Annotated in this window: 23 protein-coding genes and 2 tRNA genes; 15 read left to right on the forward strand and 10 right to left on the reverse strand. The window is 69.9% G+C overall.

Annotated elements, in window-relative coordinates:
- Positions 1–166: 166 nt before the first annotated feature.
- Positions 167–781: a mycothiol-dependent nitroreductase Rv2466c family protein gene (locus NDW01_RS37960; RefSeq protein ID WP_252829240.1), complete on the forward strand. Its 615-nt coding sequence runs from the start codon at positions 167–169 to the stop codon at positions 779–781.
- A 70-nt stretch (positions 782–851) separates the two neighbouring features.
- Here NDW01_RS37960 and NDW01_RS37965 read toward each other — a convergent pair whose 3' ends face one another.
- Positions 852–1655, reverse strand: coding sequence for a heavy metal-binding domain-containing protein (locus NDW01_RS37965; protein WP_252829259.1), 804 nt, complete (start codon positions 1653–1655; stop codon positions 852–854).
- Between the two features lie 60 nt (positions 1656–1715).
- Positions 1716–2819 (reverse strand): Nickel transporter NicT, encoded by a 1104-nt coding sequence (locus NDW01_RS37970; protein ID WP_252829241.1) that lies wholly within the window; start codon positions 2817–2819, stop codon positions 1716–1718.
- Positions 2820–3015: 196 nt separating this feature from the next.
- Here NDW01_RS37970 and NDW01_RS37975 point away from each other — a divergent pair, with 196 nt between their 5' ends.
- From NDW01_RS37975 to NDW01_RS37985, 3 genes are all read left to right on the forward strand, one after another.
- The gene (locus NDW01_RS37975) at positions 3016–4425 is read left to right on the forward strand and encodes an aldehyde dehydrogenase family protein (protein WP_252829242.1); all 1410 of its coding nucleotides are present in this window, start codon (positions 3016–3018) and stop codon (positions 4423–4425) included.
- Between the two features lie 39 nt (positions 4426–4464).
- Positions 4465–5361, forward strand: a complete 897-nt coding sequence (locus NDW01_RS43610) for a hypothetical protein (RefSeq protein WP_305883856.1) — start codon at positions 4465–4467, stop codon at positions 5359–5361.
- A gap of 82 nt (positions 5362–5443) precedes the next feature.
- On the forward strand, positions 5444–5914 hold the full coding sequence (locus tag NDW01_RS37985; protein ID WP_252829243.1) for a ribose-5-phosphate isomerase: 471 nt from the start codon (positions 5444–5446) through the stop codon (positions 5912–5914).
- 292 nt (positions 5915–6206) lie between these two features.
- Here the strand turns inward: NDW01_RS37985 and NDW01_RS37990 are convergent, their stop codons facing one another.
- Positions 6207–6380 (reverse strand): hypothetical protein, encoded by a 174-nt coding sequence (locus NDW01_RS37990; protein WP_252786642.1) that lies wholly within the window; start codon positions 6378–6380, stop codon positions 6207–6209.
- Positions 6381–6586: 206 nt separating this feature from the next.
- Between NDW01_RS37990 and NDW01_RS37995 the strand changes: the two genes are divergently transcribed.
- On the forward strand, positions 6587–7705 hold the full coding sequence (locus NDW01_RS37995; RefSeq protein ID WP_252829244.1) for a PP2C family protein-serine/threonine phosphatase: 1119 nt from the start codon (positions 6587–6589) through the stop codon (positions 7703–7705).
- A 113-nt stretch (positions 7706–7818) separates the two neighbouring features.
- Positions 7819–8298: a GNAT family N-acetyltransferase gene (locus tag NDW01_RS38000; RefSeq protein WP_252829245.1), complete on the forward strand. Its 480-nt coding sequence runs from the start codon at positions 7819–7821 to the stop codon at positions 8296–8298.
- 426 nt (positions 8299–8724) lie between these two features.
- Here NDW01_RS38000 and NDW01_RS38005 read toward each other — a convergent pair whose 3' ends face one another.
- Positions 8725–9099: a VOC family protein gene (locus NDW01_RS38005; RefSeq protein WP_252829246.1), complete on the reverse strand. Its 375-nt coding sequence runs from the start codon at positions 9097–9099 to the stop codon at positions 8725–8727.
- 129 nt (positions 9100–9228) lie between these two features.
- Between NDW01_RS38005 and NDW01_RS38010 the strand changes: the two genes are divergently transcribed.
- A complete protein-coding gene (locus tag NDW01_RS38010) occupies positions 9229–9852 on the forward strand; it encodes a DUF3995 domain-containing protein (protein WP_252829247.1) in 624 nt (207 codons plus the stop codon).
- A gap of 419 nt (positions 9853–10271) precedes the next feature.
- Positions 10272–10880 carry an SMI1/KNR4 family protein gene (locus NDW01_RS38015; RefSeq protein WP_252829248.1) on the forward strand — a complete coding sequence of 203 codons (609 nt, stop codon included), beginning with the start codon at positions 10272–10274 and terminating at the stop codon, positions 10878–10880.
- 372 nt (positions 10881–11252) lie between these two features.
- Here NDW01_RS38015 and NDW01_RS38020 read toward each other — a convergent pair.
- Both NDW01_RS38020 and NDW01_RS38025 read right to left on the reverse strand, forming a co-directional pair.
- A tRNA-Gly gene (locus NDW01_RS38020) sits at positions 11253–11326 on the reverse strand.
- A 97-nt stretch (positions 11327–11423) separates the two neighbouring features.
- A complete protein-coding gene (locus NDW01_RS38025) occupies positions 11424–12101 on the reverse strand; it encodes a hypothetical protein (RefSeq protein WP_252829249.1) in 678 nt (225 codons plus the stop codon).
- Between the two features lie 842 nt (positions 12102–12943).
- Between NDW01_RS38025 and NDW01_RS38030 the strand changes: the two genes are divergently transcribed.
- Positions 12944–13017 (forward strand) — tRNA-Pro (locus NDW01_RS38030).
- A gap of 78 nt (positions 13018–13095) precedes the next feature.
- Here the strand turns inward: NDW01_RS38030 and NDW01_RS38035 are convergent.
- Both NDW01_RS38035 and NDW01_RS38040 read right to left on the reverse strand, forming a co-directional pair.
- Positions 13096–13464 carry a DUF3140 domain-containing protein gene (locus NDW01_RS38035; protein ID WP_252829250.1) on the reverse strand — a complete coding sequence of 123 codons (369 nt, stop codon included), beginning with the start codon at positions 13462–13464 and terminating at the stop codon, positions 13096–13098.
- Between the two features lie 121 nt (positions 13465–13585).
- Positions 13586–14029: a YbhB/YbcL family Raf kinase inhibitor-like protein gene (locus tag NDW01_RS38040; protein ID WP_252829251.1), complete on the reverse strand. Its 444-nt coding sequence runs from the start codon at positions 14027–14029 to the stop codon at positions 13586–13588.
- A 155-nt stretch (positions 14030–14184) separates the two neighbouring features.
- Between NDW01_RS38040 and NDW01_RS38045 the strand changes: the two genes are divergently transcribed.
- Positions 14185–14415 carry a hypothetical protein gene (locus tag NDW01_RS38045; protein WP_252786627.1) on the forward strand — a complete coding sequence of 77 codons (231 nt, stop codon included), beginning with the start codon at positions 14185–14187 and terminating at the stop codon, positions 14413–14415.
- Positions 14416–14429: 14 nt separating this feature from the next.
- On the opposite strand, the gene NDW01_RS38050 is transcribed toward NDW01_RS38045, so the two are convergent.
- Positions 14430–14852 (reverse strand): pyridoxamine 5'-phosphate oxidase family protein, encoded by a 423-nt coding sequence (locus NDW01_RS38050; protein ID WP_252829252.1) that lies wholly within the window; start codon positions 14850–14852, stop codon positions 14430–14432.
- Positions 14853–14998: 146 nt separating this feature from the next.
- A complete protein-coding gene (locus NDW01_RS38055; protein WP_252829253.1) occupies positions 14999–15370 on the reverse strand; it encodes a hypothetical protein in 372 nt (123 codons plus the stop codon).
- Positions 15371–15669: 299 nt separating this feature from the next.
- Between NDW01_RS38055 and tig the strand changes: the two genes are divergently transcribed.
- From tig to NDW01_RS38080, 5 genes are all read left to right on the forward strand, one after another.
- Positions 15670–17088: a trigger factor gene (gene tig / locus NDW01_RS38060; RefSeq protein ID WP_252829254.1), complete on the forward strand. Its 1419-nt coding sequence runs from the start codon at positions 15670–15672 to the stop codon at positions 17086–17088.
- A 172-nt stretch (positions 17089–17260) separates the two neighbouring features.
- Positions 17261–17899: an ATP-dependent Clp protease proteolytic subunit gene (locus NDW01_RS38065; RefSeq protein WP_252829255.1), complete on the forward strand. Its 639-nt coding sequence runs from the start codon at positions 17261–17263 to the stop codon at positions 17897–17899.
- Positions 17896–18582: an ATP-dependent Clp protease proteolytic subunit gene (locus NDW01_RS38070; protein WP_252787120.1), complete on the forward strand. Its 687-nt coding sequence runs from the start codon at positions 17896–17898 to the stop codon at positions 18580–18582. Before NDW01_RS38065 ends, NDW01_RS38070 begins: the two co-directional genes overlap by 4 nt.
- 160 nt (positions 18583–18742) lie before the next feature.
- Positions 18743–20017: an ATP-dependent Clp protease ATP-binding subunit ClpX gene (gene clpX / locus NDW01_RS38075; RefSeq protein ID WP_252787119.1), complete on the forward strand. Its 1275-nt coding sequence runs from the start codon at positions 18743–18745 to the stop codon at positions 20015–20017.
- A 184-nt stretch (positions 20018–20201) separates the two neighbouring features.
- Positions 20202–22787, forward strand: a complete 2586-nt coding sequence (locus NDW01_RS38080) for a valine--tRNA ligase (RefSeq protein WP_252829256.1) — start codon at positions 20202–20204, stop codon at positions 22785–22787.
- Positions 22788–23461: the final 674 nt, after the last annotated feature.

Consider the following 23461-nt stretch of genomic DNA (forward strand, 5'->3'; position numbering starts at 1 on the left):
ACTCCCGGCGGAATGCCGACCGGAACGCGTCGGTTGCCGGTTACGGGGGCCGGCGTCGCAGCGACGCCCGGCCCCCGCGAGACGGGCCGGCGACCTCGATGTGAGGTCCGCCGGCGAGTTCGACGGCGGTCCGCGAGGACGCGCCCGAAGAGTGTGGAGGGTTGCGGTGACCGATACCGAGCGCACACCGGTGGACTTCTGGTTCGACCCGAGGTGCCCGTGGGCCTGGATTACCTCGCGGTGGATCCTCGAGGTCGAGCGGCTGCGGCCCATCGACGTCCGGTGGCACGTCATGAGCCTGGCCGTGCTCAACGAGGGGCGCGACCTGCCGGAGCAGTACGTCGAGTTCATGAAGACGGCGTGGGGGCCGGTCCGCGTGTGCATCGCGGCGGAGAAGAAGTACGGCGCCGAGGTGCTGGGCTCCCTCTATACCGAGCTGGGCACCCGCTTCCACAACGAGCAGCGGAAGGACATCCGCCAGGTCATCGAGGACGCCCTCGAGGCGGCCGGCCTCGACCGGGCGCTGTCGGCGGCCGCCGACAGCGACGAGTACGACGAGGCGCTGCGAGCCTCGCACACCGACGGCATGGACCGTGTCGGCTACGAGGTCGGCACGCCGGTGATCTCGGTGGAGGGCGCGTCCTTCTTCGGCCCGGTCGTGTCGCCGATCCCGCGCGGCGAGGCCGCGGCGAAGCTCTGGGACGGCGTCCGCCTCGTCGCGGGCACGGACGGCTTCTTCGAGCTCAAGCGCAGCCGCACGCGCGACCCGATCTTCGACTGACGGCACCCGTGGCTGATCGTCCACTCCGGCCGGCCAGAGTGGACGATCCGGCGCCGGTGGGCTCAGTCGGTCAGTCGGTGAGCGGCATGGTCATCGTCGGGTTCACCGGACGGGCGTCGGGCTGGAGGCGGCTGACGGCGGTGCCCATGCAGAAGAACTCCACCGCGTGCTCGCCCCAGATCCAGTCGTCCTCCGACACCGAGACCCCCACGACGCCGTCCGCCCCCACCTGCTGGCACTCGTACTGCAGCCGGGCCATGGCGATCTCACGGGCGTCGTAGACGGCCTGGGTATAGGTGTCGAGCTCGGTGTTCTGGCCGGCCGCCTGGAGCACCTGACGGAACGACATGTGGGCGACGTGGTAGACGCACGTGCCCAGCACCATCGCGCGGGGTGCCCAGCCGTGCTGGATGAGCGTCCAGAAGTCCTGGCCGGACAGGTGGGACGTGAAGGGCCGGCCCGCGGGCGTGCGCAGGCCCGGATTCCCCCGGACGGCCGTGCCCACCGCCACGAACTCCATGACGTCGGCGGACAGCGCGTACCCTCGCGCCCGGATCTCGACGCCGATCACGCCGTCGGCGCCGAGCGCGTCCGCCTCCGACTCCATGCGGGCCATGGCCAGCTCGCGCGCGTTGTACATGGCCTGGGTCAGGACGGAGAGCTCCTGGCTCACCTTCCACCGGGTCGGCTGGGTGCCGATGTGGTAGATGCACGTCCCCATCACCAGGCCGAGCGGCTCGAATCCGGCCTGGGCGGTGAGCACGAACTCGTTCACCGACAGGTCGGAGGTGAAACACGGCCGCCCCTGGGAGGCGGCCGCGAGGCGGGACCTGGCGCTGTCGGGAAGCCGCTGTGGCTGTTGTGACTCCGGCATACTCACGCGCCGAGCGTAGAGGCGGGAATCTCCGGGAGTACAGAGCAGAATTCAAGCGGCTCAGGCGTCGGAGTCCTGGAGGGCGGCCGACCAGCGCTGCTCGATCCGGCCGAGCTTCCAGACCGCCAGCGCCCCGACCCAGACCACCACGAGCAGGCCGGTGACCACGAAACCGGCCGTGTTCAGGTCCAGGCCCGCGATCCAGTCCCAGAAGCCCCCGCGCAGCCCGAACCGGTCCTGGGCGACCTGCAGCAGCTCGGTACCGCCGATCACGAAGGCGAACGCCACCGAGATCCCGGTCAGGACGATGTTGTAGAAGATCTTGCGGACCGGGTTCGAGAACGCCCAGCCGTACGCGAAGTTCATGAACGTGCCGTCGATGCTGTCCCACAGTGACATGCCGGCCGCGAAGATCACCGGCAGGCACAGCACCGCGTACCAGGGGAGGGAACTCGCGGCGGCGGCCGAGCCGGCGAGGGCCAGCAGGCCGACCTCCGTGGCCGTGTCGAAGCCCAGCCCGAACAGGAAGCCCAGCGGGTACATCTGCCACGGCTTGGTGATCGCCTTCGTGAAGCGGCCCAGGAAGCGGTTCATGAACCCCCGGTTGTCGAGCTGGGCCTCCAGCGCGGCCTCGTCGTAGACGCCCGCGCGCATCTCGCGGAACACCTTCACGATGCCCAGCAGGATCACCAGGTTGATGATCGCGATGATGGCGAGGAAGGTCCCGGACACGGTCGGGCCGATCGTGCCGGTGATCTGGTGCAGCCCGGAGTTCTCGTCGGCGACCCCGTTGGACAGAGCCTTGACGCCGAAGCCGAGCAGCAGGCAGCCGACGAAGACCACCGACGAGTGACCCAGCGAGAACCAGAACCCCACCGACACCGGGCGCTGGCCGTCGGACATCAGCTTCCGGGTCGTGTTGTCGATCGCCGCGAGGTGGTCCGCGTCGAACGCGTGCCGCATGCCGAGCGCGTACGCCGTCAGCGCGATCCCGACGCCGAACAGCTTCCCGTTGCCCAGGTGGTAGTGGCCGGGCAGGACGAGGAGCAGCAGGATCCCCCAGCCGACGACGTGCAACAGCGCCACGAAGCCGGCCATCCCGGCGAGGCGCCCCCACTCCGCCCGGCCGAGCCGGGTACGTGCCGCGGACCGCACCGTCGTCATCCATCCTCCTCGTGCCGCCGTGAGCGCTGGAAGGCGCTCCCCTTCCGCCATTCAATCCCTATTGCAAAACACTTGCAACAGCCGATCGTGTGCCGATCGAGCCATCCACGCTCCCGGGAGCGCCGCCGGCGGGGGACCCATATCCCTCACCTGGACGGTTGGTCGGCGCTCGGCGACCGGGGGAAGGATGAATGACATGCGCGATGTGATCTATGTGGGCGGAGCGTGGGCGGACTCATCGGCCACGGCGACGATCGACGTCATCAACCCGGCGAACGAGCAGGTCATCGACCGGATACCGGAGGGCACCGCGGCGGACGTCGACCGGGCGGTGGCCCAGGCCCGCCGGGCGCAGGGGGACTGGGAGGCGACGACGCCGGAGGAGCGCGCCGCGCACCTCCGCGCCATCCTGGAGGGCATCGAGACCCGCCGGGACGACCTCGCCAGGATCATCGCGACCGACCTGGGCGCGCCGTACGCACTGGCGCAGAAAGTGCACGTCGGCACGCCGATCGCGGTTCTGGCCGGCGTCGTCGACCTCCTGGAGGGCTATGACTTCGCGGGGGAGCGCTGCGGCAACTCGGTGATCGTCCGGGAGCCGGTCGGCGTCGTCGGAGCGATCACGCCGTGGAACTACCCGCTGCACCAGGTCGTCGCCAAGGTCGCCCCCGCCATCGCGGCCGGCTGCACCGTCGTCCTCAAGCCCAGCGAGGTCGCGCCGCTCGCCGCGTACGCGCTCGCCGACATCATCGACGAGGCCGGCCTGCCGCCGGGAGTGTTCAACCTCGTCTCGGGAACCGGCCCGGTCGTCGGTGAGGCGATCGCGACCCACGAGGACGTCGACATGGTGTCCTTCACCGGCTCCACGCGGGCCGGACGGCGCGTCGCCGAACTGGCCGCCGCGTCCGTCAAGCGCGTCGCCCTCGAACTCGGCGGCAAGTCGCCGAACCTCATCCTTCCGGACGCGGACCTGCCCCTGGCCGTCAAGGTGGGAGTGGCCAAGGCGTTCGTCAACTCCGGGCAGACGTGCAACGCCCTGACCCGCATGCTGGTGCCACGGCCCCAGTACGACGAGGCGGTGGCGCTCGCGGCCAAGGCGGCGGAACGCCACACTCCCGGCGATCCGTTCGAGGAGGGCACCCGGCTGGGCCCGCTCGCCTCCCGCGCCCAGCTCGACCGCGTCCGCGAGTACATCGAGAAGGGCGTGGAAGAGGGCGCGCGGCTGGTGACCGGCGGCACGGAGAGCTCGCTGCGCCCCGGCTACCACGTACCGCCGACCGTCTTCGCGGACGTCACGCCGTCGATGACGATCGCCCGCGAGGAGATCTTCGGGCCCGTCCTGTCGATCCTCGCCTACGACTCCGAGGACGAGGCCGTGCGCATCGCCAACGACACCCCGTACGGCCTCGCGGCGGCCGTGTGGTCGGCGGACCGGGACCGCGCCGTCGCGGTCGCGCGCCGGATCAAGGCCGGTCAGGTCGAGATCAACGGCGGCCGGTTCAACCCCTCGGCGCCGTTCGGCGGATACAAGCGGTCCGGCCTCGGGCGCGAGCTCGGCCGCTACGGGCTGGAGGAGTTCCTGGAGGTCAAATCCCTGCAATTCTGAGGGCTTCCGGCGTCTTGCACGACGGGCTAGGGTCCCGCCATGCGATCTCGGGTGATCGGGGCGGTCATCGGCGGCGTCGGCGCGATCCTCGCGGTCGCCCTCCTGGCGGGCAACCAGTGGTCCGTCGACGCCATCACGCGGCACGACCTCTATACGAACGACAAGATCGGGCCCCTCGCGCAGTACCTGACGTTCCCGAGCTGGCGCGTCAGCCCGCTGCGCGCCGCCGTCCTGTTGCCGGCCGACGTGGGCACGCTGGCGTTCCTGGTGTTCACCGCGCTGCTGATCGTCCCGGCGGTCCGCTCCATCGTCCCGCGCACCGGCGCGCCGGGGCGGCCGCCCGTTCCCGTGGGCGCCGGCGGCGGGGAGGTCCGGGGCGGGGCGTTCGGCGCGCTCGTCTGTGGCTGGTGGGCGACCGTCGTCGCCGGCGCCCTGGCGGGCCTGGTCCGCGGCGTGGTGCTGAACGCGCTGGAGCCACTGCCCGGCATGAGCTGGCGGTTCACCTGGTCGAGCCTGGGCAGCGGCGCGGGTTTCGGCCTCTTCTTCGGCTGGCTCGTCGGCCTGGGCGTCCTCATCGGCCTCGGCCGCCGACGCGCGCACCCCGCCTTCCCGCCGCCCGGCGTGCCCGCACCCGCCGCGCCGTACGCTCCGCCCGGCCCGCCCACGCCGGCCGCTCCGTACGCCCCGCCGCAGCCGGGCTGGGGCGCTCCGCCGCCCCAGCCGGGGTTCGGTGAGGTCCCGGCCACACCGCCTCCCACGGCGCGCCCGCTGCCGCCGGGACCCGCCGTTCAGGCCGCTCCGCCACCCTCGTACGTGCCGGATCCCGAACCGGATCCGGCGGAGGCGCCGCACCAGCGGCCGGAGCGCGGCCGGTCGGAGGACCGGACGCTCGACCCGGAGCCCTGGCGGCGCGAACCCGGCCCCGATCCCTCCTGACGGCCCCCGTCCGCTCGTACGCCCGCCCCTGCCGAGCCCCCAGGCGTAGGGCGGGCCGTACCGACCTGACAGACTTTGGCCCATGCGCGTCTATCTCGGTTCCGACCACGCGGGCTACGAACTCAAGCAGCATTTGATCGGATGGCTCACCGAGCACGGGCACGAGCCGGTCGACTGCGGGCCGAAGGAGTACGACCCCCAGGACGACTATCCGCCGTTCGTCATGGACGCGGCCGCCCGCACCGCGGCGGAGCCCGGATCGCTCGGCGTCGTCATCGGCGGCTCCGGGAACGGCGAGGCGATCGCCGCGAACAAGGTCCCCGGCGTACGCGCCGCCCTCGCCTGGAACGAGGAGACCGCACGCCTCGGCCGCGAGCACAATGACGCGAACGTCATCAGCGTCGGCGCGCGCATGCACACCACCGACGAGGCCACCCGGTTCGTGGAGATCTTCCTCGACACGCCGTTCTCCGGCGAGGAGCGCCACGTACGGCGCATCGCCATGCTGACGGCCTACGAGAAGACCGGCGACCTGCCCCGCCTGCCGGACTGATCCGCGCGACGGGAGCGACCAGGGCCACCGGGCCCGGCGCACCCGGCCGCACGGGGCGGAAGGGCCGGCCGGCGCCGCAAGGACCGGCGCAGGCGCCGTAAGGGCGGAGCAACGCGGGCGGCGCCGTGAGCTCCGGCGTGCGGGCGGCGCCGTGATGGCGCAGCCGAGGGCCGGTGTACGGGCGGCGTCGTGAGGGCGGGGTGTCTTGTCCAGGCGGCGCCGCAGGGGCGGAGCTCACGAGCGACGGATCCGGGCCGGCGGGGTGTGCGGCCGCCGGAACCGGAACGAGCGATCAGAGCCGCGCGGCGGCCCGGCGCTTCGCCAGCCGGCGCTTCTCTCCCCGGCGGGGCTTGACGGGCTGGGACGGAGCGGCCGCGAGCCTCGGCGCCTCGTCCTCCGAACGATCGCGCGAGACGTCACGGGCTCGCATCGCCGCATCGACCGTGACACGCATGGCCTGTCCCATCCGTCACCTCCGAAAGACCCGATGATCCGTTAAACCTCCCCTCAATGGGCGGCCCGAAAACACGCGCGCGGCGGCACGCCCGTGTCTCCAGCGGCCGGGCAGGACAGCGGTCCTACGGCCCGACGGCGTTTCGGACGGCCGAGACCCACGTCACGTCCACGGTGCCTCAACACGGATCATGCGATGCTCGATACAGTGCCCGCATCATGCTTAGCCGCTTGGTCCAGCTCCTGCCGCCGAGGGTCCGTGCGTTCCTACGCCGGATCCCCGTCCTGGTGCGGCTGTACCAGTGGCTCCAGCGCGGTCAGCTCACGCAGGACCGCAACGCTCTCGCGGCCCTCGTCACCGTGACCGTCGCGATCGGGATCTCCGCGCCGGCGTCGCAGACCTGGTTCTCACCCAGCGCCGTCGTCCTGACCGTCCTGGCCGGAGGCCTCCTGCTGCGCGTCCGCAGTCTCCGGGTGCTCCTCGGCTTCGTCGCCGCCGCGCTGCTGTACGACGCGATCGCCATGGGATTCTCGCGCGTCGGCCCCGGCGTCGTCGGCACCATCATCGTCACGGCGGTCCTCGCGTCGGTGCTGGCCCGCAGCCGGGAGCAGATCGGCGTGAAGGGGCTGCGCGGCGAGCTCATGCTCCTCGAACTGCGCGACCGGCTGCGCCGCCAGGGCGAGATGCCCGCGCTGCCGAGCGGCTGGGACTCCAAGGTCGTGCTCCTCCAGGCCGGCGGCTCGTCCTTCGGCGGCGACTTCTTCGTCTCGGTCTGCCGCGACGACACGCTCGAGGTCGCTCTCGTCGACGTCTCCGGCAAAGGCGTCGACGCCGGCACGCGCGCGCTCATGCTGTCCGGTGCGTTCGGCGGCCTGCTCGGATCCGTCGAGCCCGAGCGGTTCCTCGCGGCCTGCAACGCCTACCTGCACCGTCAGCGGTGGGACGAAGGCTTCGTCACGGCGGTGCACCTGACCATCGACCTGCGGACCGGTGAGTACGTCGTCGAGTCGGCGGGCCACCCGCCCGCCGTGCAGTTCGACGCCGGCAGCGGCACCTGGCGGGTCAGCTCGGCCAAGGGCATCGTGCTCGGCGTCGTCCCCGAGATGAGCGCCGAGCCCGAGCGGGGCCTGCTCCGCCCGGGCGACGCGCTGCTCCTCTACACCGACGGCCTGGTGGAGGCGCCGGGCCGCGATCTCGACGCCGGTATCGACCGGCTGCTCGGGGCCGTCGAGCGCCTCGTCCCCAGCGGATTCCGCGAGGGCGCCACGGAGCTCGTCACCGAGATGGCCGCCGCCCGTGACGACGACTGCGCGCTGGTCCTCATCTGGCGGAAGTGACCCGGGGTCTCCCGGCCACCGGCGCGGGCCCTCCGGACGGGTCACCGGCGCAAGTCACGCCTCACGGGTCGTGCCTCCACGCCACCATGGCGCCGACCTGGCAGTCTGCGACTATGAGCACTGTCACACTGCAACCGGTCGACGAGCACCTGTTGCCGAGGTTGCTCGAGCTCGCGGTCGACGACACCGACCCGCACGAGGTCATTCCCGGCGAATCCGAGGCGCACGGGTGGACCGCCGAGCGCCGCGCGGCCTTCGACGAACTCCACCGGCCGGAGGGCGGTGCCGCCTACGCGGTGCTCGCGGACGACCGGCTCGTCGGCGGCGCGCGGATCACCCCCGCCGAGGCGCCTCGTGCGGTCGAGGCGTACGTCTGGCTTGCCCGCTCGGCCCGCGGGAAGGGCTACAGCACTCACGCGTTCTGCCTGCTGATCGACGAGGCCCGCGCTCACGGAGCCCACGCGATCGTCGCCGAGACACAGATCTCCAACACGCCCGCCGTCTGCATGCTCCGCTCCCTCGGCGCCATGCTGTGGGAGGACCCCGGCACCGGGTCCGCGCACGCCACCCTCCGCGTCGGCGAGAGCGGCTGACCCGCACCCGTTTTGCACGGGCGGGTCCCGCGAGGGCGACCGACCGCGCGTCGGCCTTGTGCCGGGCGGGTCCCGCGGGAGGGAGTGACCGCGTATTCGACCCCTGGTGGGGGCGGGGTCCGCGGGGGCGCTGACCGCGCACCTGATCCCTCACGGGCCTGTTCCGGGACCACCGGGGACAGGAACGCGTCCGTGGCCACGGGCCGGAGCCGGGCGGCCGTCCGGCGCTCAGGACCACGTCGGCACCGTACGATCCCCCGCCCGCGCCGGCTCGGCGGCGGCGTCCACGACCGCGTAGTCACGCCATCCCCACCTGTGGAGGACCAGGTCACCGACGTGGAGCCCACCGGCATCCGGCGCCGAGACCACCTCACCTTCGACGAGGTCTTCTCTCCCGGCTCATGGCTCATGACACGGCGCAGGCGGTCACCGCGCGGGGTCGTCGATCGGACGCAGGATGCAGAACTCGTTGCCCTCGGGATCGCGTAGCGTGCGCCACCGGTCTCCGTCGTAGATGTCGTCCGCGCGGGTGGCGCCGAGCGCGAGCACCCGCTCCGTCGCCGCGTCCAGGTCCGCGCTGCGCAGGTCGATGTGCAACCGGTTCTTGCCCGACTTCTTCTCCGGGACGTACGCGAAGTCGATCACCTGGCCGTCCGCGGTGCGCAGGGTTGCGATCCCCTCGTCGTCGATCTCGACCTCGCCCCCGAGCAGGCGCTGCCACCAGCGGGCGAGGCCGGGCGGATCCGCGCAGTCGACGGTCAGCGCTGCCATGGGCATCGGAAGCAACTCATCGGCCGCCATGGCCGAAGCGTAATCGAGAGCGCCCGCACGATGATCGAAAGCCCCGGGTTCCGCGTTACGCGAGGCCGTCTCCGCCTTTCAGGGGAGCAACCTCACTCGCGAGCGGGACGTGCCAACGCGGTGGCTCCAATGATGATCGACGATGTGAAACCCTTCGGAGGCCTGCTCACCTCGTATGCCAGACCGCAGCGTGCCGATCGCATATCGCCGGATCGCCGCATGCGCGACGACGTCCTGCGCGCTAATCGAAGGACCGCCTATTCTGCCTTCGCCTGGGTGATGGCCTTTCTGGTCTGGCATGTCGTCTGGTACGCCACCGGCCTCGGTTTCCCCTCCGCTTCGGATCAGCATGGGGTCGAGCGTGTCGTCATCCAGGTGTTCTCGTTGGTCGTCGTTCTCATGGTCATCGTCGGAGCACTGCTGCCGTTGGCCTTGGCTCAGCCGTGGGGCCGGCGGGTTCCTCGATGGGTGCTCCTCTCCGCCGCATGGACGGGGGCGGTGCTCCTCGCGGCGCGCGGGGTCTCGGGTGTCGGAGACGATCTGGTCCGGGTCACCGGGATCCTGCCGAGGGGATTCACCGGGCTGACGACGGCACAGACATTGGGAACCTCGCAACCCTCGTTCTGGTGCCTGTTCGCGAGCGGCGCCACCGACGTGCTCTTCGCCGTCGGCGGTCTGGTGTTCGCTCTCGCCGCCATCGCCTACCGTCGCGTCACCCCCGCCTCGCCCGGACGCGGGGCCACCGGGCGATGACATCACCGCTCGCGAAAGTCGCCGTTCTCGCGATCGGCGCCGGCGTGACGGCCACGGCTACGGCTGCGGAGGCCGCTCCTACTCCTGCAGGTAAGTCAGCGACGGGTGCGGCCGCCTTCGGCCCGGAGGCATCCATCCGGCAGGGCGACTTCCCAACCGAGACGGATCGTGAGAACGCAGGTATCGAAGACGTGCGATACGGCGCTCAGGATCACGCCTTGGTGGTGGGAGCGGGCGCGGGAATCGAACCCGCGCAGCCAGTTCGGAAGATCACGAGTCATGATCTTGTGACTGCTCCGGCGCAGGTCAGACATTGTGTGGCGCTGTCTGGTAGTCCCCGTGCCCCTTACACCTGATACTGCAGTGGCCGTTCGTGTTACCCCTGGGCGTGAAGGACGGAGCGACGGCCGGTGGCGGTCATGACCGAGGACGAGATCTTTGAAGTCGTACGTTCGAGCGCTGGGCCTGGCGTATTGCCTGTGGCGTCACCCGAGGCGATCACCAAAGCTGAGACGGTCATCGGGTACCCGCTTCCGCCACTGCTGCGACGGCTGTATCGGGAGGTGGGGAACGGAGGGTTCGGCCCGAGGGCCGGCATCATCGGCGTTCGAGGCTACGACTTCCACAAAAGCGACATCTTCGCGGACATCGAGGAATCGGCCGCGGCTTTCAGGGACGAGCCGAACGGGCGGCGCCAGGGCATGGTGCAGTTGTTGGACTGGGGCTGCTGCATTGCATCGCTGCTCGACTGTCGTGACCCCGCAGGCCCGATGTGGGGATGGGATCCCAACCTGTGCTGCCTGCAGCATGCTCTCTTCCCACAGGACGTCACCTTCAACGAATGGCTCGCCGACTCGATCGGCCGCGAATATCACGAGCCCTTCTACGACGGCTACTTCGATTCCCTATCGAAGGAGGGGGCTGGCGGTGGGGAGCCGATCCGCCTTGGCATGGATGACAAGGAAGACGAGCGGCCCTGCGGCTGGTCGCCACCCGTCTGGGTCAACGGCAGGCTGCGGCGTGATTGAGGCGAAACCGCGTTGACCACCTGCCTGACCCATCCGGTCCGCTGTCGTCCCACCTCTTGCGCAGAGGGGCCACCGGCGACGGAGGAGCGGACGCGATCTTTGGCCGGTGTCCTGCCCTGGGGCGGGAGCCCGGGCGACTCAAGCCGTGCCGACCGGCTGCGAAGCTTCCCGTCCCGGAGCGGAGCCCCAGCGGAGCGGAGGGCGGTGCCGAGTCGGCGGCGCGTGCGGCCCGTCTTCGGGCCGCCTTGAAGACCGTGCGGGCGACTTGATCAGCGGTGCGGCTCTGTGGCACGTATGTCGGAGGTGAGAACGGACCCCTGATGTTCGAAAGGCCCAGGCTCCGGAACACCGGATGGCCTGGGCCTTCGTGGTTGGAGCGGGCGACGGGAATCGAACCCGCGTAGCCAGTTTGGAAGACTGGGGCTCTACCATTGAGCTACGCCCGCGTGCGCCGGAGAACAGCGGACGACCGCCGATCTCACAACGTCCCTCGCGTAGCGTACCGGTTCCCGAGCCCCGGTTGTGCACGCGCGAACGGTGATCCTATGCACGGCTCGGTCCCGGCCCTCCGTTCTGCGGCGGTCGTGCGCGGCGCGGTCGGCGGCCGGTGGGCCGGCCGGAAGTCTGGCGGTCGCCGTCGGACCGGTCGCGGGTGGACCGGGAGGCCGCTCCCTCGTCGGCGAACAGCTGGGCGAACTGCGCGGGCAGCCGCCGGAACAGCCGGGGCGTGCCGAGCGTCAGGACGTAGCCCCAGAGGATCATCAGGTTGCGGCAGCGGTCGTGCACCTCAGGGTCCGCGACGTTGACGATCGCGAGGACGAACAGCGTCAGCTCGCCCAGGAGGAGGACCATTCCCCAGCCGGCGAGTCCGACCAGGCCCCAGAGCGCGACGGACGGTGGCAGGCGCAGGCCCGTGATGTGAAGGCCGTCGTGGCGGACCTCCGACAGGCACCATCCGGTCCCGCTCGCCCCGAACAGCCCACCGGCGACGTACAGGACGCTGCGGTTCCGCCGGGGACGAGGGCGGGCATGCCGGTGGCGCGTGGATGAGGCCCCTCCGCCCTTGCGGACGTGCGGTGTCCGCTCGTCCATGACGGCCGTTCCCGGTCGCGTCCCGACGTCGGCCACGGTCGGCGACGGCGGGACGCCGATCGCGGCGGCGGCGGCCACCGGCGGTGTCCCGTCAACGACGGTCGAGGACCGTGGTGTCATGTCATCCATGGCGACCTCCCATGGCCGCGTGGGGTCCGCCTCGGTCGGAAGCGCGAAACCGCCGACCGGCGGACCGCCGGTGGCGTACGGTAGGACGCGATGGCAACCCGTGATCGCCGTGAGGCCGGCTCAACGGCGGTATAACGCGCGAAATAGCCATTTCATGAGCTCCCGCGAGCCTTGTCTGTTTCCCGAAACCGGCAGGTTCGATGGAGGAGGGGGCCGCCCGCGTCTACCGCCGGCTGCGCCAACAGTCCCCGGTCGGAGATGGGGGCGGCCCTGATGCCTTTTTCTGTTGTACGGCGCCCTCCGGCGCCGGCCGTACTCTTCGGCCGCCGTCGGCTCGGCGCTCGATCCCGGCGCGGAGCGGCCGCTTCAAAAACGATCTCGTAACGCCTCTTGCGGCGCTCTTCCGTATTACCGGCAGTGACGCTCAGAGCGCCGGAACCCACGGCCCGCGCGGGGCTCCCGGCCTCCCGATCGTGTGACGTGTGCAATACAGTAGCTGATCAGAGGTGCTTTGCGGCCACCGTGGACGCATTAATTGATCGCACCATTAATAAGATCACTTTTAGCGTCGGCGCGATTACCGACCGTGAATAGCGCCTGGTGACAAACCGGGCGAAGCGCTCCGGTCGCGCACTCGATGCGAGGGGTGCAGGGGGTGTCGATACATTCCCAATTTGGAGTGCCAATTCCTATTAGCCCGATATTTCCCGTCCCCTCTCCGGGCCGGCGGTGGCCGACCGGCGGGCGCGCCGATCCCGGCCCGTCCTCGACGGGACTGTCACCGTACGTGAGAACGGCGTGGCAGCCCGGAAGGGCGGCTTTTCGGTACACTCGGTGACTCACGGGCTGTAGCGCAGCTTGGTAGCGCACTGCGTTTGGGTCGCAGGGGTCGGGAGTTCGAATCTCCCCAGCCCGACACGTTCCGAACGAAGAACCCCCGGGCGGTACGCCTCGGGGGTTCTTCGTTCATCGGGTCACCGTGGTCGGCGCTGTCTCACGGCAGATCCTCGCTTCCGTGCGGGTCCGGCCGGAGCGGGTCGTGCCCGAGGGTCATCAACGCCCGGCGCCACGCGTCATCCGCCGCGCCGCGCTCCGGTGGCGACTCCAGCCGCCGGGTCACCTCGTCGACCGTTCGCCGCATGTTCCGCAGATCGTCGTCCGTCAGATCCACCTTGCGCTTCCCGAGGATCTTCACCACCTCGGTGCCGAGCCCGAACCACAACCGGTCGGGATTGTCGGGGAACGCCTCCTCACCCGAGGTGACGGTCAGCAACCAGGTTCGCAGTTCCTCCGACGTCATGTTGACGACACGGTGGAACTCCTCCCACAGCGTCCCGACCTCGGGAGCGGTACGGTCAGCCACGCTTCCTCCTCCGTCGTAGACGTCTACCTCGCGTTCCGCCCTACCCACCCGGCGGAGAACATGCGGCTCATCCGCCATGGACGCCGACCGGGGCTCTTCTGCCGGAGCCGCCGACCGAGGATCACCGGCCGTAGACGCCGACGAGGGTGCCGGCCGCCAGGACCCTGTCCTCCACCGCCTCGTCCAGGTCACCGGCGGAGAACCCGGTCGCCATTCCCGACGGCTCGGACAGGGCCAGCAGCCGGAAGACGTACCGGTGCGGCCGGTCGCCGGGAGGCGGATGCGGGCCGCCGTAGCCGGGGCGGCCGTAGTCGTTGCGTCCCGGCACGGAGCCGGTCGGCGGGTCGCCCGCCGCCACGCCCTCGCTCTCCGGCGGGATCCCGGCCAGCAGCCAGTGGACGAACGTGCCGACCGGGGCGTCCGGGTCCTCGCATCTGAGGACGAGTTCGACCGCCCGGTCCGGCACTCCGGACCACCGCAGTGGCGGGGAGACGTCGCCGGCCTCGTGGGAGTACTCCTTCGGGATCTCCGCGTGGTCATCGAACGCGGGACTTCGTAGCGTCATCTCCTGCATGCGGGGGTCCTGCCCGCTCGGAACGGTCGCGCACCTCGCGGGCGAGGCCGCCCACCGGCGCGAACTCCCTCCGCGTCCGCTTCGACCACCGGTCGACGGGGAACCGCTTAAGACATAGCGGTATGACGAGACTCGGGGGGAATCTCATGGCTCACTGTGATGTCTGCGGCAATGAGTACGACAAGGCGTTCACCGTCATCACCGCCGATGGGGCGTCGCGCGTCTTCGACTCCGTCGAGTGTGCCGCGCACGCGATCGCTCCGGTGTGCGAGCACTGCGGCTGCCGGGTCCTCGGGCACGGCGCGGAGGCCGGCGACCGGATCTTCTGCTGTGCGGCGTGCGCCCGCGCGGTCGGCGTCGAGAAGGTACGTGCCTGAGCCGACGAGCGGCGTCAGGATGACGTGGGCAACCGGCGACCGGAGATCAGCTCCGGCGTGATGGCGATGAAGTGGTCCTGGGCGGTCGGCGCCCACGTGCGCAGGGGCAGCTCGCGAAGCTCGGAGAGCTCGCCGTCCTCCGAGATGATGCGAGAGTGCCCGACGATCACCACGGACCAGCCGGTACGGATCGCCGGGTCGAACTCGTCGACCTCGAACGCCACCACGGCGTTACGGGCCGCCGCCGCGAGCTTCGACCCGGACGACGTACGGATGATCACTTCGCCGTTGGCCATGAGGAAGTTGACCGGTTGGATCGCCGGGAGCGCGCGATCCGTGAAGACGATCCGGCCGAGCGGGGCCGCGTCGATCAACCGACGGCATTCCTCTTCCGTCAGGATCTCCAGGCCACCGGAGTCGTACACGGGATTCCTCACCCGTGGTCCACGGCGTGCATGCGTAACACGGTAACGACGCCGGCGAGAGAACGCGGTGAGGCGAAGATCCCCGGATCGGGGGACCAAGGTCCCTTGTGCCCGCCGACCCTCGTACGGCGGGCGGCGTTCCCGAGACGCCGGGGGATTCAGGAGCCGCAGGTGTGCTTCAGCTCGCTGGTGGCGGCGATCAGCGCGGACGAGTCGACGCTCGACCCGGTCCCGTCCGCGGCCGCCTTCACCTGCCGGCCCAGCTGGTCGAGGGCGCCGGCCGCCTTCTCGGCGGACCTGCGCAGGCTTCCGTCGGTGCCCTTGGCCTGGTCACGGAGGATCGCGGCACCGGAGGAGTACGTCTGCGCCACGCGGAGCGGGTCGTCCACCTGGGTCATCGCCTGGCGCCGGATCCCGTTCAGGGTGCTCTCCAGCCGGCCGCACGCCTTCTTGTCCACGCCACCGCAACCCGCCGTGGACAGGGCCAGCGCGCCGAGCAGGCATACGCTGAGGACACGGCTCAGGAACATCGCAGCATCATGGCATGACATTTACCGATCCGTGGGTGCTTCCTGGGGCCCACCTTGGAGATCCTCGTGCTGAGGAACCCGACGACGGCCGGGCGGCTCTCGGGAATGAGCGCCCTTTCGCAATACTTGGGCGCACATTGCCGCCCCGCCTGTCCGCGGACATGGCGGAACACCATAGACTTGGCGCGCGAAGGCGCGCGGTGCCCGCATTCGGCGTGCCCGCGACCGGCTGACAACGCCGCCGCCCACGACATCCAACGTGAAATCCGTGCCGCGGCCGGATCAAGGAGACCGCCCCAGTGAAGACCGATGTTGAGGAGCTGAGCCCGACCCGGGTCAAGCTCACCGTCGAGGTGCCTTTCGACGAGCTGAAGCCCAACCTCGACAAGGCGTACAAGGAGATCTCGCAGCAGGTCCGCATCAAGGGCTTCCGCCCGGGCAAGGTGCCGGCCCGTCTGATCGACCAGTACGTCGGACGGGGCGCGGTCCTGCAGGAGGCGGTCAACGACGCGCTGCCCGACCTGTACGGTCGCGCCGTGCAGGAGAGCGAGGTCTTCGCCCTCGGCCAGCCCGACGTGGAGATCACCGAGCTGCAGGACAACGAGCAGTTCGCGTTCACCGCCGAGGTCGACATCCGGCCGAAGTTCGAGGTGCCGGACTACGACGGCCTGGAGATCACCGTCGACTCCGTCGAGGTGACCGACGAGGAGATCGAGCAGACGATCTCCAACCTCCGCGAGCGTTTCGCGACGCTGACCAACGCGGACCGGCCGGCGCAGGAGGGCGACTTCGTCTCCATCGACCTCTCCGCCAAGATCGACGGCGAGGACGTCGAGGACGCCCGCACCACCGGCTACTCCTACGAGGTCGGCAGCAATTCCTCGATCGACGGGCTCGACGAGCAGCTCGCCGGCATGAACGCCGAGGAGTCCAAGACCTTCACCTCCACCCTGGTCGGCGGCGAGCACGCCGGCGAGGAGGCCGAGGTCACGGTCACCGTGCAGAGCGTGAAGATCAAGGAGCTGCCCGAGCTCGACGACGAGTTCGCCCAGCTCGCGAGCGAGTTCGACACGATCGAGGAGCTGCGCGAGGACGTCCGCAAGCGGCTGGAGCAGCAGAAGCGCGCCCAGCAGCTCGGCCAGGCTCGCGACAAGGCCCTCGAGGCGCTCATGGACAAGCTCGACATCCCGCTCCCGGACAGCGTGATCGAGGCCGAGGTCCAGCGCCGCAACGAGCAGCTCGACCAGCAGCTGCAGATGTACGGCCTGGACCGGGAGAAGTACCTCGAGCAGCAGGAGCAGAGCGCCGAGGAGTACGACGAGGAGCTGCAGAAGGACGCCCGTGAGGCGGTCAAGGGCGGCTTCATCCTCGACCAGCTCGCCCTCCAGGAGGAGCTGACCGTCGAGAACGAGGAGCTGACCGAGTACGTCGTCTCCAACGCCCTGCAGATGGGCGTGCAGCCCGACGTCCTGGCGCGGCACCTGACCGAGAACAACCAGATCCCGGCCGTCGTGTCCGAGGTCCTGCGCAGCAAGGCCCTGAACCTCGTCGTCGAGCACGTCAAGGCCAAGGACGAGGACGGCAACGAGGTCGACCTGGCCGCGCTGCAGCGGCGGCTCGCCGGTGAGGACGAGGCCGAGGCCCCGGCCGCCGAGGACGCCGAGGCACCCGAGGTCGCCGAGACCGCCGAGGCCGAGGGCGAGAAGACTGACGCCTGAGCAGGCTGAATTTCCGGACGGGCCGGCGCCTCTGGTGCCGGCCCGTCCGTATTCCCCGCTCCGGCTTCCACGCCGAAAGCGAACAAGCCGCCCCGGCGGCTTAACCCCCCGCTCCAGCGCGTTAATGTCGCAATCAACCGACCACGAACAACGAACCGGAGCAGGTGACGCAGTGACCACGCCTCCGACCTTCGACCGTCCGGCGCGCGTAGAGGCGCGTACGGCCGAGGCGCCCCTTCTGCCGTTGGGGGATCAGCTTTATCAGCGGCTGCTGCGCGAGCGCATTGTCTTCCTCGGTCAGCAGGTCGACGACGACATCTCCAACCGCATCTGCTCGGAGCTGCTGCTGCTGGCGGCCGAGGACTCCCGGCGGGACATCTACCTCTACATCAACTCGCCGGGCGGCTCCGTGACCGCCGGCATGGCGATCTACGACATGATGCAGTACGTCCCGAACGACGTCGCGACGGTCGGCATGGGCCTGGCCGCCTCGATGGGACAGTTCCTGCTCTGCGCCGGCACGGCGGGCAAGCGTTACGCCCTGCCGCACGCGCGCATCATGATGCACCAGCCGTCCGGTGGCATCGGGGGTACCGCCGCCGACATCAGGATCCAGGCCGAGCAGATGCTGTACGTGAAGACGACGCTCGCCGAGCGCATCGCCTTCCACACCGGTCAGCCGCTCGAGCAGATCCAGGCCGACTCCGACCGCGACCGGTGGTTCACCGCGGAAGAGGCGAAGGACTACGGCTTCATCGACCACGTCGTGCACAACGCCAACCAGGTCGCCTCGGAAGGCGCGGTGTCATGACTTTTGATCCGAGGGGACTGAACACCGTGAACCACGAGATCCGGGCCGGCGTCCAGCCGGTGGAGAGCCGCTACATCATCCCGTCCTTCGTCGAGCGCACGACGTACGGCGTCAAGGAGATGAATCCGTACAACAAGCTCTTCGAGGAGCGGATCATCTTCCTGGGCGTGCAGATCGACGACGCCTCGGCGAACGACGTGATGGCGCAGTTGTTCACGCTGGAGTCCATCGACCCCGAGCGCGACATCAGCATCTACATCAACTCGCCCGGTGGCTCGTACACCGCCATGACGGCGATCTACGACACGATGCAGTTCGTCCGGTGCGACATCCAGACGGTCTGCATCGGCCAGGCGGCGTCGGCGGCGGCGGTGCTGCTGGCCGCCGGTACGCCGGGCAAGCGGGCCGCGCTGCCGCACTCGCGGATCCTGATCCACCAGCCGGCCACCGAGGGCGGCTACGGCCAGGCCAGCGACATCGAGATCCAGGCGAACGAGATCCTCCGGATCCGTGAGGAAATGGAGAACATCCTCGCCAAGCACAGCCGCCAGGACGTGGAGAAGGTCCGCCGGGACATCGAGCGTGACCGTTTCCTCACCGCCGAGGAGGCCAAGACTTACGGTTTGGTCGATGACATCATCGCCAGCCGCAAGAAGCGTCCGTCCGAGGTAGTGTCGTCATAGGCGGCCTGTGGGTGACGCCCCGGTGTCCGCCAGATTGACCACGCCAGAGGGCTCACTCACGGTCCAGGAGACGGTAACGTCGAGACACAACGTCGAGAGCCTCAGCACGCTCCCTCGCCCCGCTCACAGCGGGTGAGCGGCCCCACGAAAAGGAGACAGGGTGGCACGCATCGGCGACGGTGGTGACCTGCTCAAGTGCTCGTTCTGCGGAAAGAGTCAGAAGCAGGTCAAGAAGCTCATCGCGGGTCCGGGCGTGTACATCTGCGACGAGTGCATCGATCTTTGTAACGAGATCATCGAGGAGGAGCTCTCCGAGTCCTCCGATCTCAAGTGGGACAACCTGCCGAAGCCACGGGAGATCTTCGAGTTCCTGGACTCGTACGTGATCGGGCAGGACAAGGCCAAGAAGGCCCTGTCCGTGGCGGTGTACAACCACTACAAGCGGATCCAGTCGGGCAGCGGCGGCAGGGACGAGAGCGTCGAGCTCGCCAAGTCGAACATCCTGCTGCTGGGCCCGACCGGTTCCGGTAAGACGCTCCTCGCGCAGACGCTCGCCAAACTGCTCAATGTTCCGTTCGCCATCGCCGACGCGACGGCCCTCACCGAGGCCGGCTACGTCGGGGAGGACGTCGAGAACATCCTGCTGAAGCTGATCCAGGCCGCGGACTACGACGTCAAGAAGGCCGAGACCGGCATCATCTACATCGACGAGGTGGACAAGGTCGCTCGCAAGAGCGAGAACCCCTCGATCACGCGGGACGTCTCGGGGGAGGGCGTCCAGCAGGCACTGCTGAAGATCCTGGAGGGCACGACGGCGAGCGTCCCGCCGCAGGGCGGCCGCAAGCACCCGCACCAGGAGTTCATCCAGATCGACACGACGAACGTGCTGTTCATCTGCGGCGGCGCGTTCGCCGGCCTGGAGAAGATCGTCGAGCAGCGCGTCGGCAAGCAGGGCATCGGCTTCAACGCGGTCCTGCGCACCAAGGACGACGGTGAGGACACCGCCGATCTGTTCGCCGACGTCATGCCCGAGGACCTGCTGAAGTTCGGCATGATCCCGGAGTTCGTCGGCCGGCTGCCCGTGATCACGAGCGTGCACAACCTCGACCGTGAGGCGCTGATCAGCATCCTCACCGAGCCGCGCAACGCCCTGGTCAAGCAGTACCACCGGCTCTTCGAGCTCGACGGCGTCGACCTGGAGTTCACCGACGACGCCCTCGAGGCCATCGCCGACCAGGCGATCCTGCGGGGTACGGGCGCCCGCGGCCTGCGCGCCATCATGGAGGAGGTCCTGCTCTCCGTGATGTACGAGGTGCCGAGCCGCGCCGACGTCGCCCGGGTCGTGATCACCCGGGAGGCCGTCCTGGAGCACGTCAACCCCACTCTGGTGCCGCGCGAGCGCACCAAGCGCGAGCCGCGCGAGAAGTCGGCCTGACCGCCTCTCCGTCTCAGGAGAGGCGGCCTCCGGCCCGTACGGTCCGGCCGGTCTTTCGGCGTGCCCTTCCAGCCCCGCCGCCGCGCGGAACACCGGGTGCCGGAGCGACCGGTGGGGCGATCGTTACCAAGGGAAGATTCGGCCCGCGGCCACGGAGCCGCCGGAACATCCCTAAACTTTTCGCGTGACTTCGCGCGCTGACCTGCCGACTCAATACACCCCGGCCGACGTCGAGGGGCGGCTCTACGAACGCTGGATCGACGGCGGCCACTTCACCCCGGACGCCGTACCCGGCAAGCCCCACTTCTCGATCGTCATCCCGCCGCCGAACGTAACGGGTTCGCTGCACGTCGGCCACGCGCTGGACCACTCGATCCAGGACGCGCTCATCCGCTGGCAGCGGATGCGGGGGGCCGCGACGCTGTGGCTGCCCGGCATGGACCACGCCGGCATCGCCACCCAGAACGTCGTCGAGCGGCAACTCGCCAAGGAGGGCCTGTCCCGCCACGACCTCGGCCGCGAGGCCTTCGTCAAGAAGGTCTGGGAGTGGAAGGCCGAGTCCGGCGGCAAGATCCTCGGCCAGATGCGCCGCCTCGGTGACAGCGTCGACTGGACCCGCGAGCGGTTCACGATGGACGAGGGCCTGTCCCGCGCCGTTCTGACGATCTTCAAACGGCTGTACGACGACGGGCTGATCTACCGCGCCGAGCGCATCATCAACTGGTGCCCGCGCTGCCTCACCGCGCTGTCCGACATCGAGGTCGAGCACTCCGACGACGAGGGCGAGCTGGTCTCGATCCGGTACGGCGAGGGCGACGCGTCCATCGTGGTCGCCACCACCCGGGCGGAGACCATGCTCGGCGACACGGCCGTGGCCGTGCACCCCGACGACGAGCGCTACGCCCACCTGGTCGGCACCGAGATCGAGCTGCCGCTGACCGGCCGCCGCATCCCGATCGTCGCCGACGCGCACGTCGACCCGGAGTTCGGCACCGGCGCCGTCAAGGTGACGCCCGCGCACGACCCGAACGACTTCGAGATCGGGCGACGGCACGACCTGCCGTCGATCTCGGTCATGGACGAACGCGGCAACATCACCGCGCACGGCCCGTTCCAGGGCCTGGACCGGCTCGAGGCGCGCCCGGCCGTCGTCGGCGCGCTCCGCGAGCAGGGCCGCATCGTCGCCGAGAAGCGCCCGTACGTCCACGCGGTCGGCCACTGTTCCCGCTGCAAGACGGTCGTCGAGCCGCGGGTGTCGCTGCAGTGGTTCGTCAAGGTCGCCCCGCTCGCCAAGGCCGCCGGCGACGCCGTCCGCGACGAGCGCGTGCGGATCGTTCCGCAGGAGATGGCGCCCCGCTACTTCGAGTGGGTCGACAACATGCACGACTGGTGCATCAGCCGCCAGCTGTGGTGGGGACACCGCATCCCCGTCTGGTACGGCCCCGACGGGGAGATGACGTGCGTCGGCCCCGGCGAGGAGGCGCCGGAGGGCTGGACGCAGGACACCGACGTGCTCGACACGTGGTTCTCCTCGGCGCTGTGGCCGTTCTCCACGCTGGGCTGGCCCGACGACACCCCCGAGCTGCGGGCGTTCTACCCGACGTCTGTGCTGGTCACCGGGTACGACATCCTGTTCTTCTGGGTGGCCCGGATGATGATGTTCGGGCTGTACGCCATGGACGGCGTCGAGCCGTTCAAGGTCATCGCGCTGCACGGCATGGTGCGCGATCAGTTCGGCAAGAAGATGTCCAAGTCCTTCGGGAACGTCGTCGACCCGCTCGACTGGATCGACCGGTACGGCGCGGACGCCACCCGTTTCACGCTGCTGCGCGGTGCCAACCCCGGCAGCGACGTCGCGGTCAGCGAGGAGTGGGCGCAGGGCTCCCGCAACTTCTGCAACAAGCTCTGGAACGCCACCCGGTTCGCGTTGCTGAACGGCGCCACGAGCGTGGCGGGCGGCGTCGGCGCGGTCGGCGAGGGGCTGCCCGAGAACCTGACCGTGGCGGACCGCTGGATCGTCTCCCGGCTCTCGTCGGTGGTCGCCGACGTGGAGTCGCACTTCGAGCGGTTCGAGTTCGCCAAGGCGTGCGAGACGCTCTACCACTTCGCGTGGGACGAGTTCTGCGACTGGTACGTCGAGCTGTCCAAGGTGCCGGGGATGAGCGCCGGCGCCTCGGCCGTCCTGGGCCACGTGCTCGACGTCCTGCTGCGCCTGCTGCACCCGCTGACGCCCTTCGTCACCGAGGAGCTCTGGACGGCGCTGACGGGCGGCGAGACGATCGTCGCGGCGTCCTGGCCGCGTCCGGGCGGCTTCACCGACCCGGAGGCGGAGGCGGAGATCGTCGGGTTCCAGCGGCTCGTCACCGAGGTCCGCCGGTTCCGCGCCGACCAGGGGCTCAAGCCGGGCCAGCGGGTCGCCGCGTCGCTGGAGGGAATCGACCCGGCGTACGAGGAGGCGGCCCGGACGCTCCTGCGCCTCACGCCTCCGGAGGACGGGTTCAACCCGACCGCGTCCCTGCCCGTGGACGGTGTCACCGTACGCCTCGACACCGCCGGCGCGATCGACGTCGCGGCCGAGCGCGCCCGGCTGGAGAAGGACCTCGCCGCCGCCCGCAAGGAGATCGCCCAGGCCGAGGGCAAGCTCGGCAACGAGCAGTTCATGGCCAAGGCGCCGGAGAAGGTCGTCGCCAAGACCCGGGGCCGTCTGGAGCAGGCCCGCACGGACGTGGCCCGCCTGGAGGCCCAACTCGCCGCCCTGCCGAGCGCCTGATCTCTCTCGGCGGTCCGGGTGCCGCTGAGCGCCCGGGCCGCTTCCGCGCCACTGGTGCCCCTTGAGCACCGCTCCGAGGCCGGCTTTCCAGACCCGTCGGGGTCCGGAAGGTCGGCCTCGCCCATGTCCGGACGCTCCAGGGGAATGCCTCGCGCCACCGATTCGTTCTAACTCGTGGCGACCGTCGTGGAACGGGTGTGCGGCATCACCGCCCACCATTCACGGCGCGACGCGCGGCCGGTCGGCCGCGCGACGCCGTGCCGGCGTTTCGCGCCGGTACGGCGGTGAGCGCCGGTGGCCGATCACCGCCGTACCCGTCCGGAATCGACCGGTGTCACCGGATGGGACAAGGGATCTTGAAGTTGTTCCAGTGGCTCGGGTTTCGGCTCCGGACCACTGGGGTAGAAGCAAAACAGTAAAGCTGACCTGCGGATCCTCGCGTGCCGGCAGTGGGATTTGACCTTGCTGCCGCAGGCACGTAGAGTTCTTCTTGCCCGCGGGGGAGCGGGACGCCGAAAGGCGGCCGGCCCCGCGGAAGACACCCCATTCGATAGCGCGTGGCAGAGTCACTCTGCGGCGCGGGTAGGATGGGTTGTCGGCCCGGCCGAGTACGTGACACCGACAAGGTGGCGCGGTCGCCGGGAACCTCCCAGTGAAAGTCACTGAAGTTTTGG

Origin of the sequence: Actinoallomurus soli, from assembly GCF_024055715.1 — a bacterium.
Classification (GTDB): Bacteria; Actinomycetota; Actinomycetes; order Streptosporangiales; family Streptosporangiaceae; genus Actinoallomurus; species Actinoallomurus soli.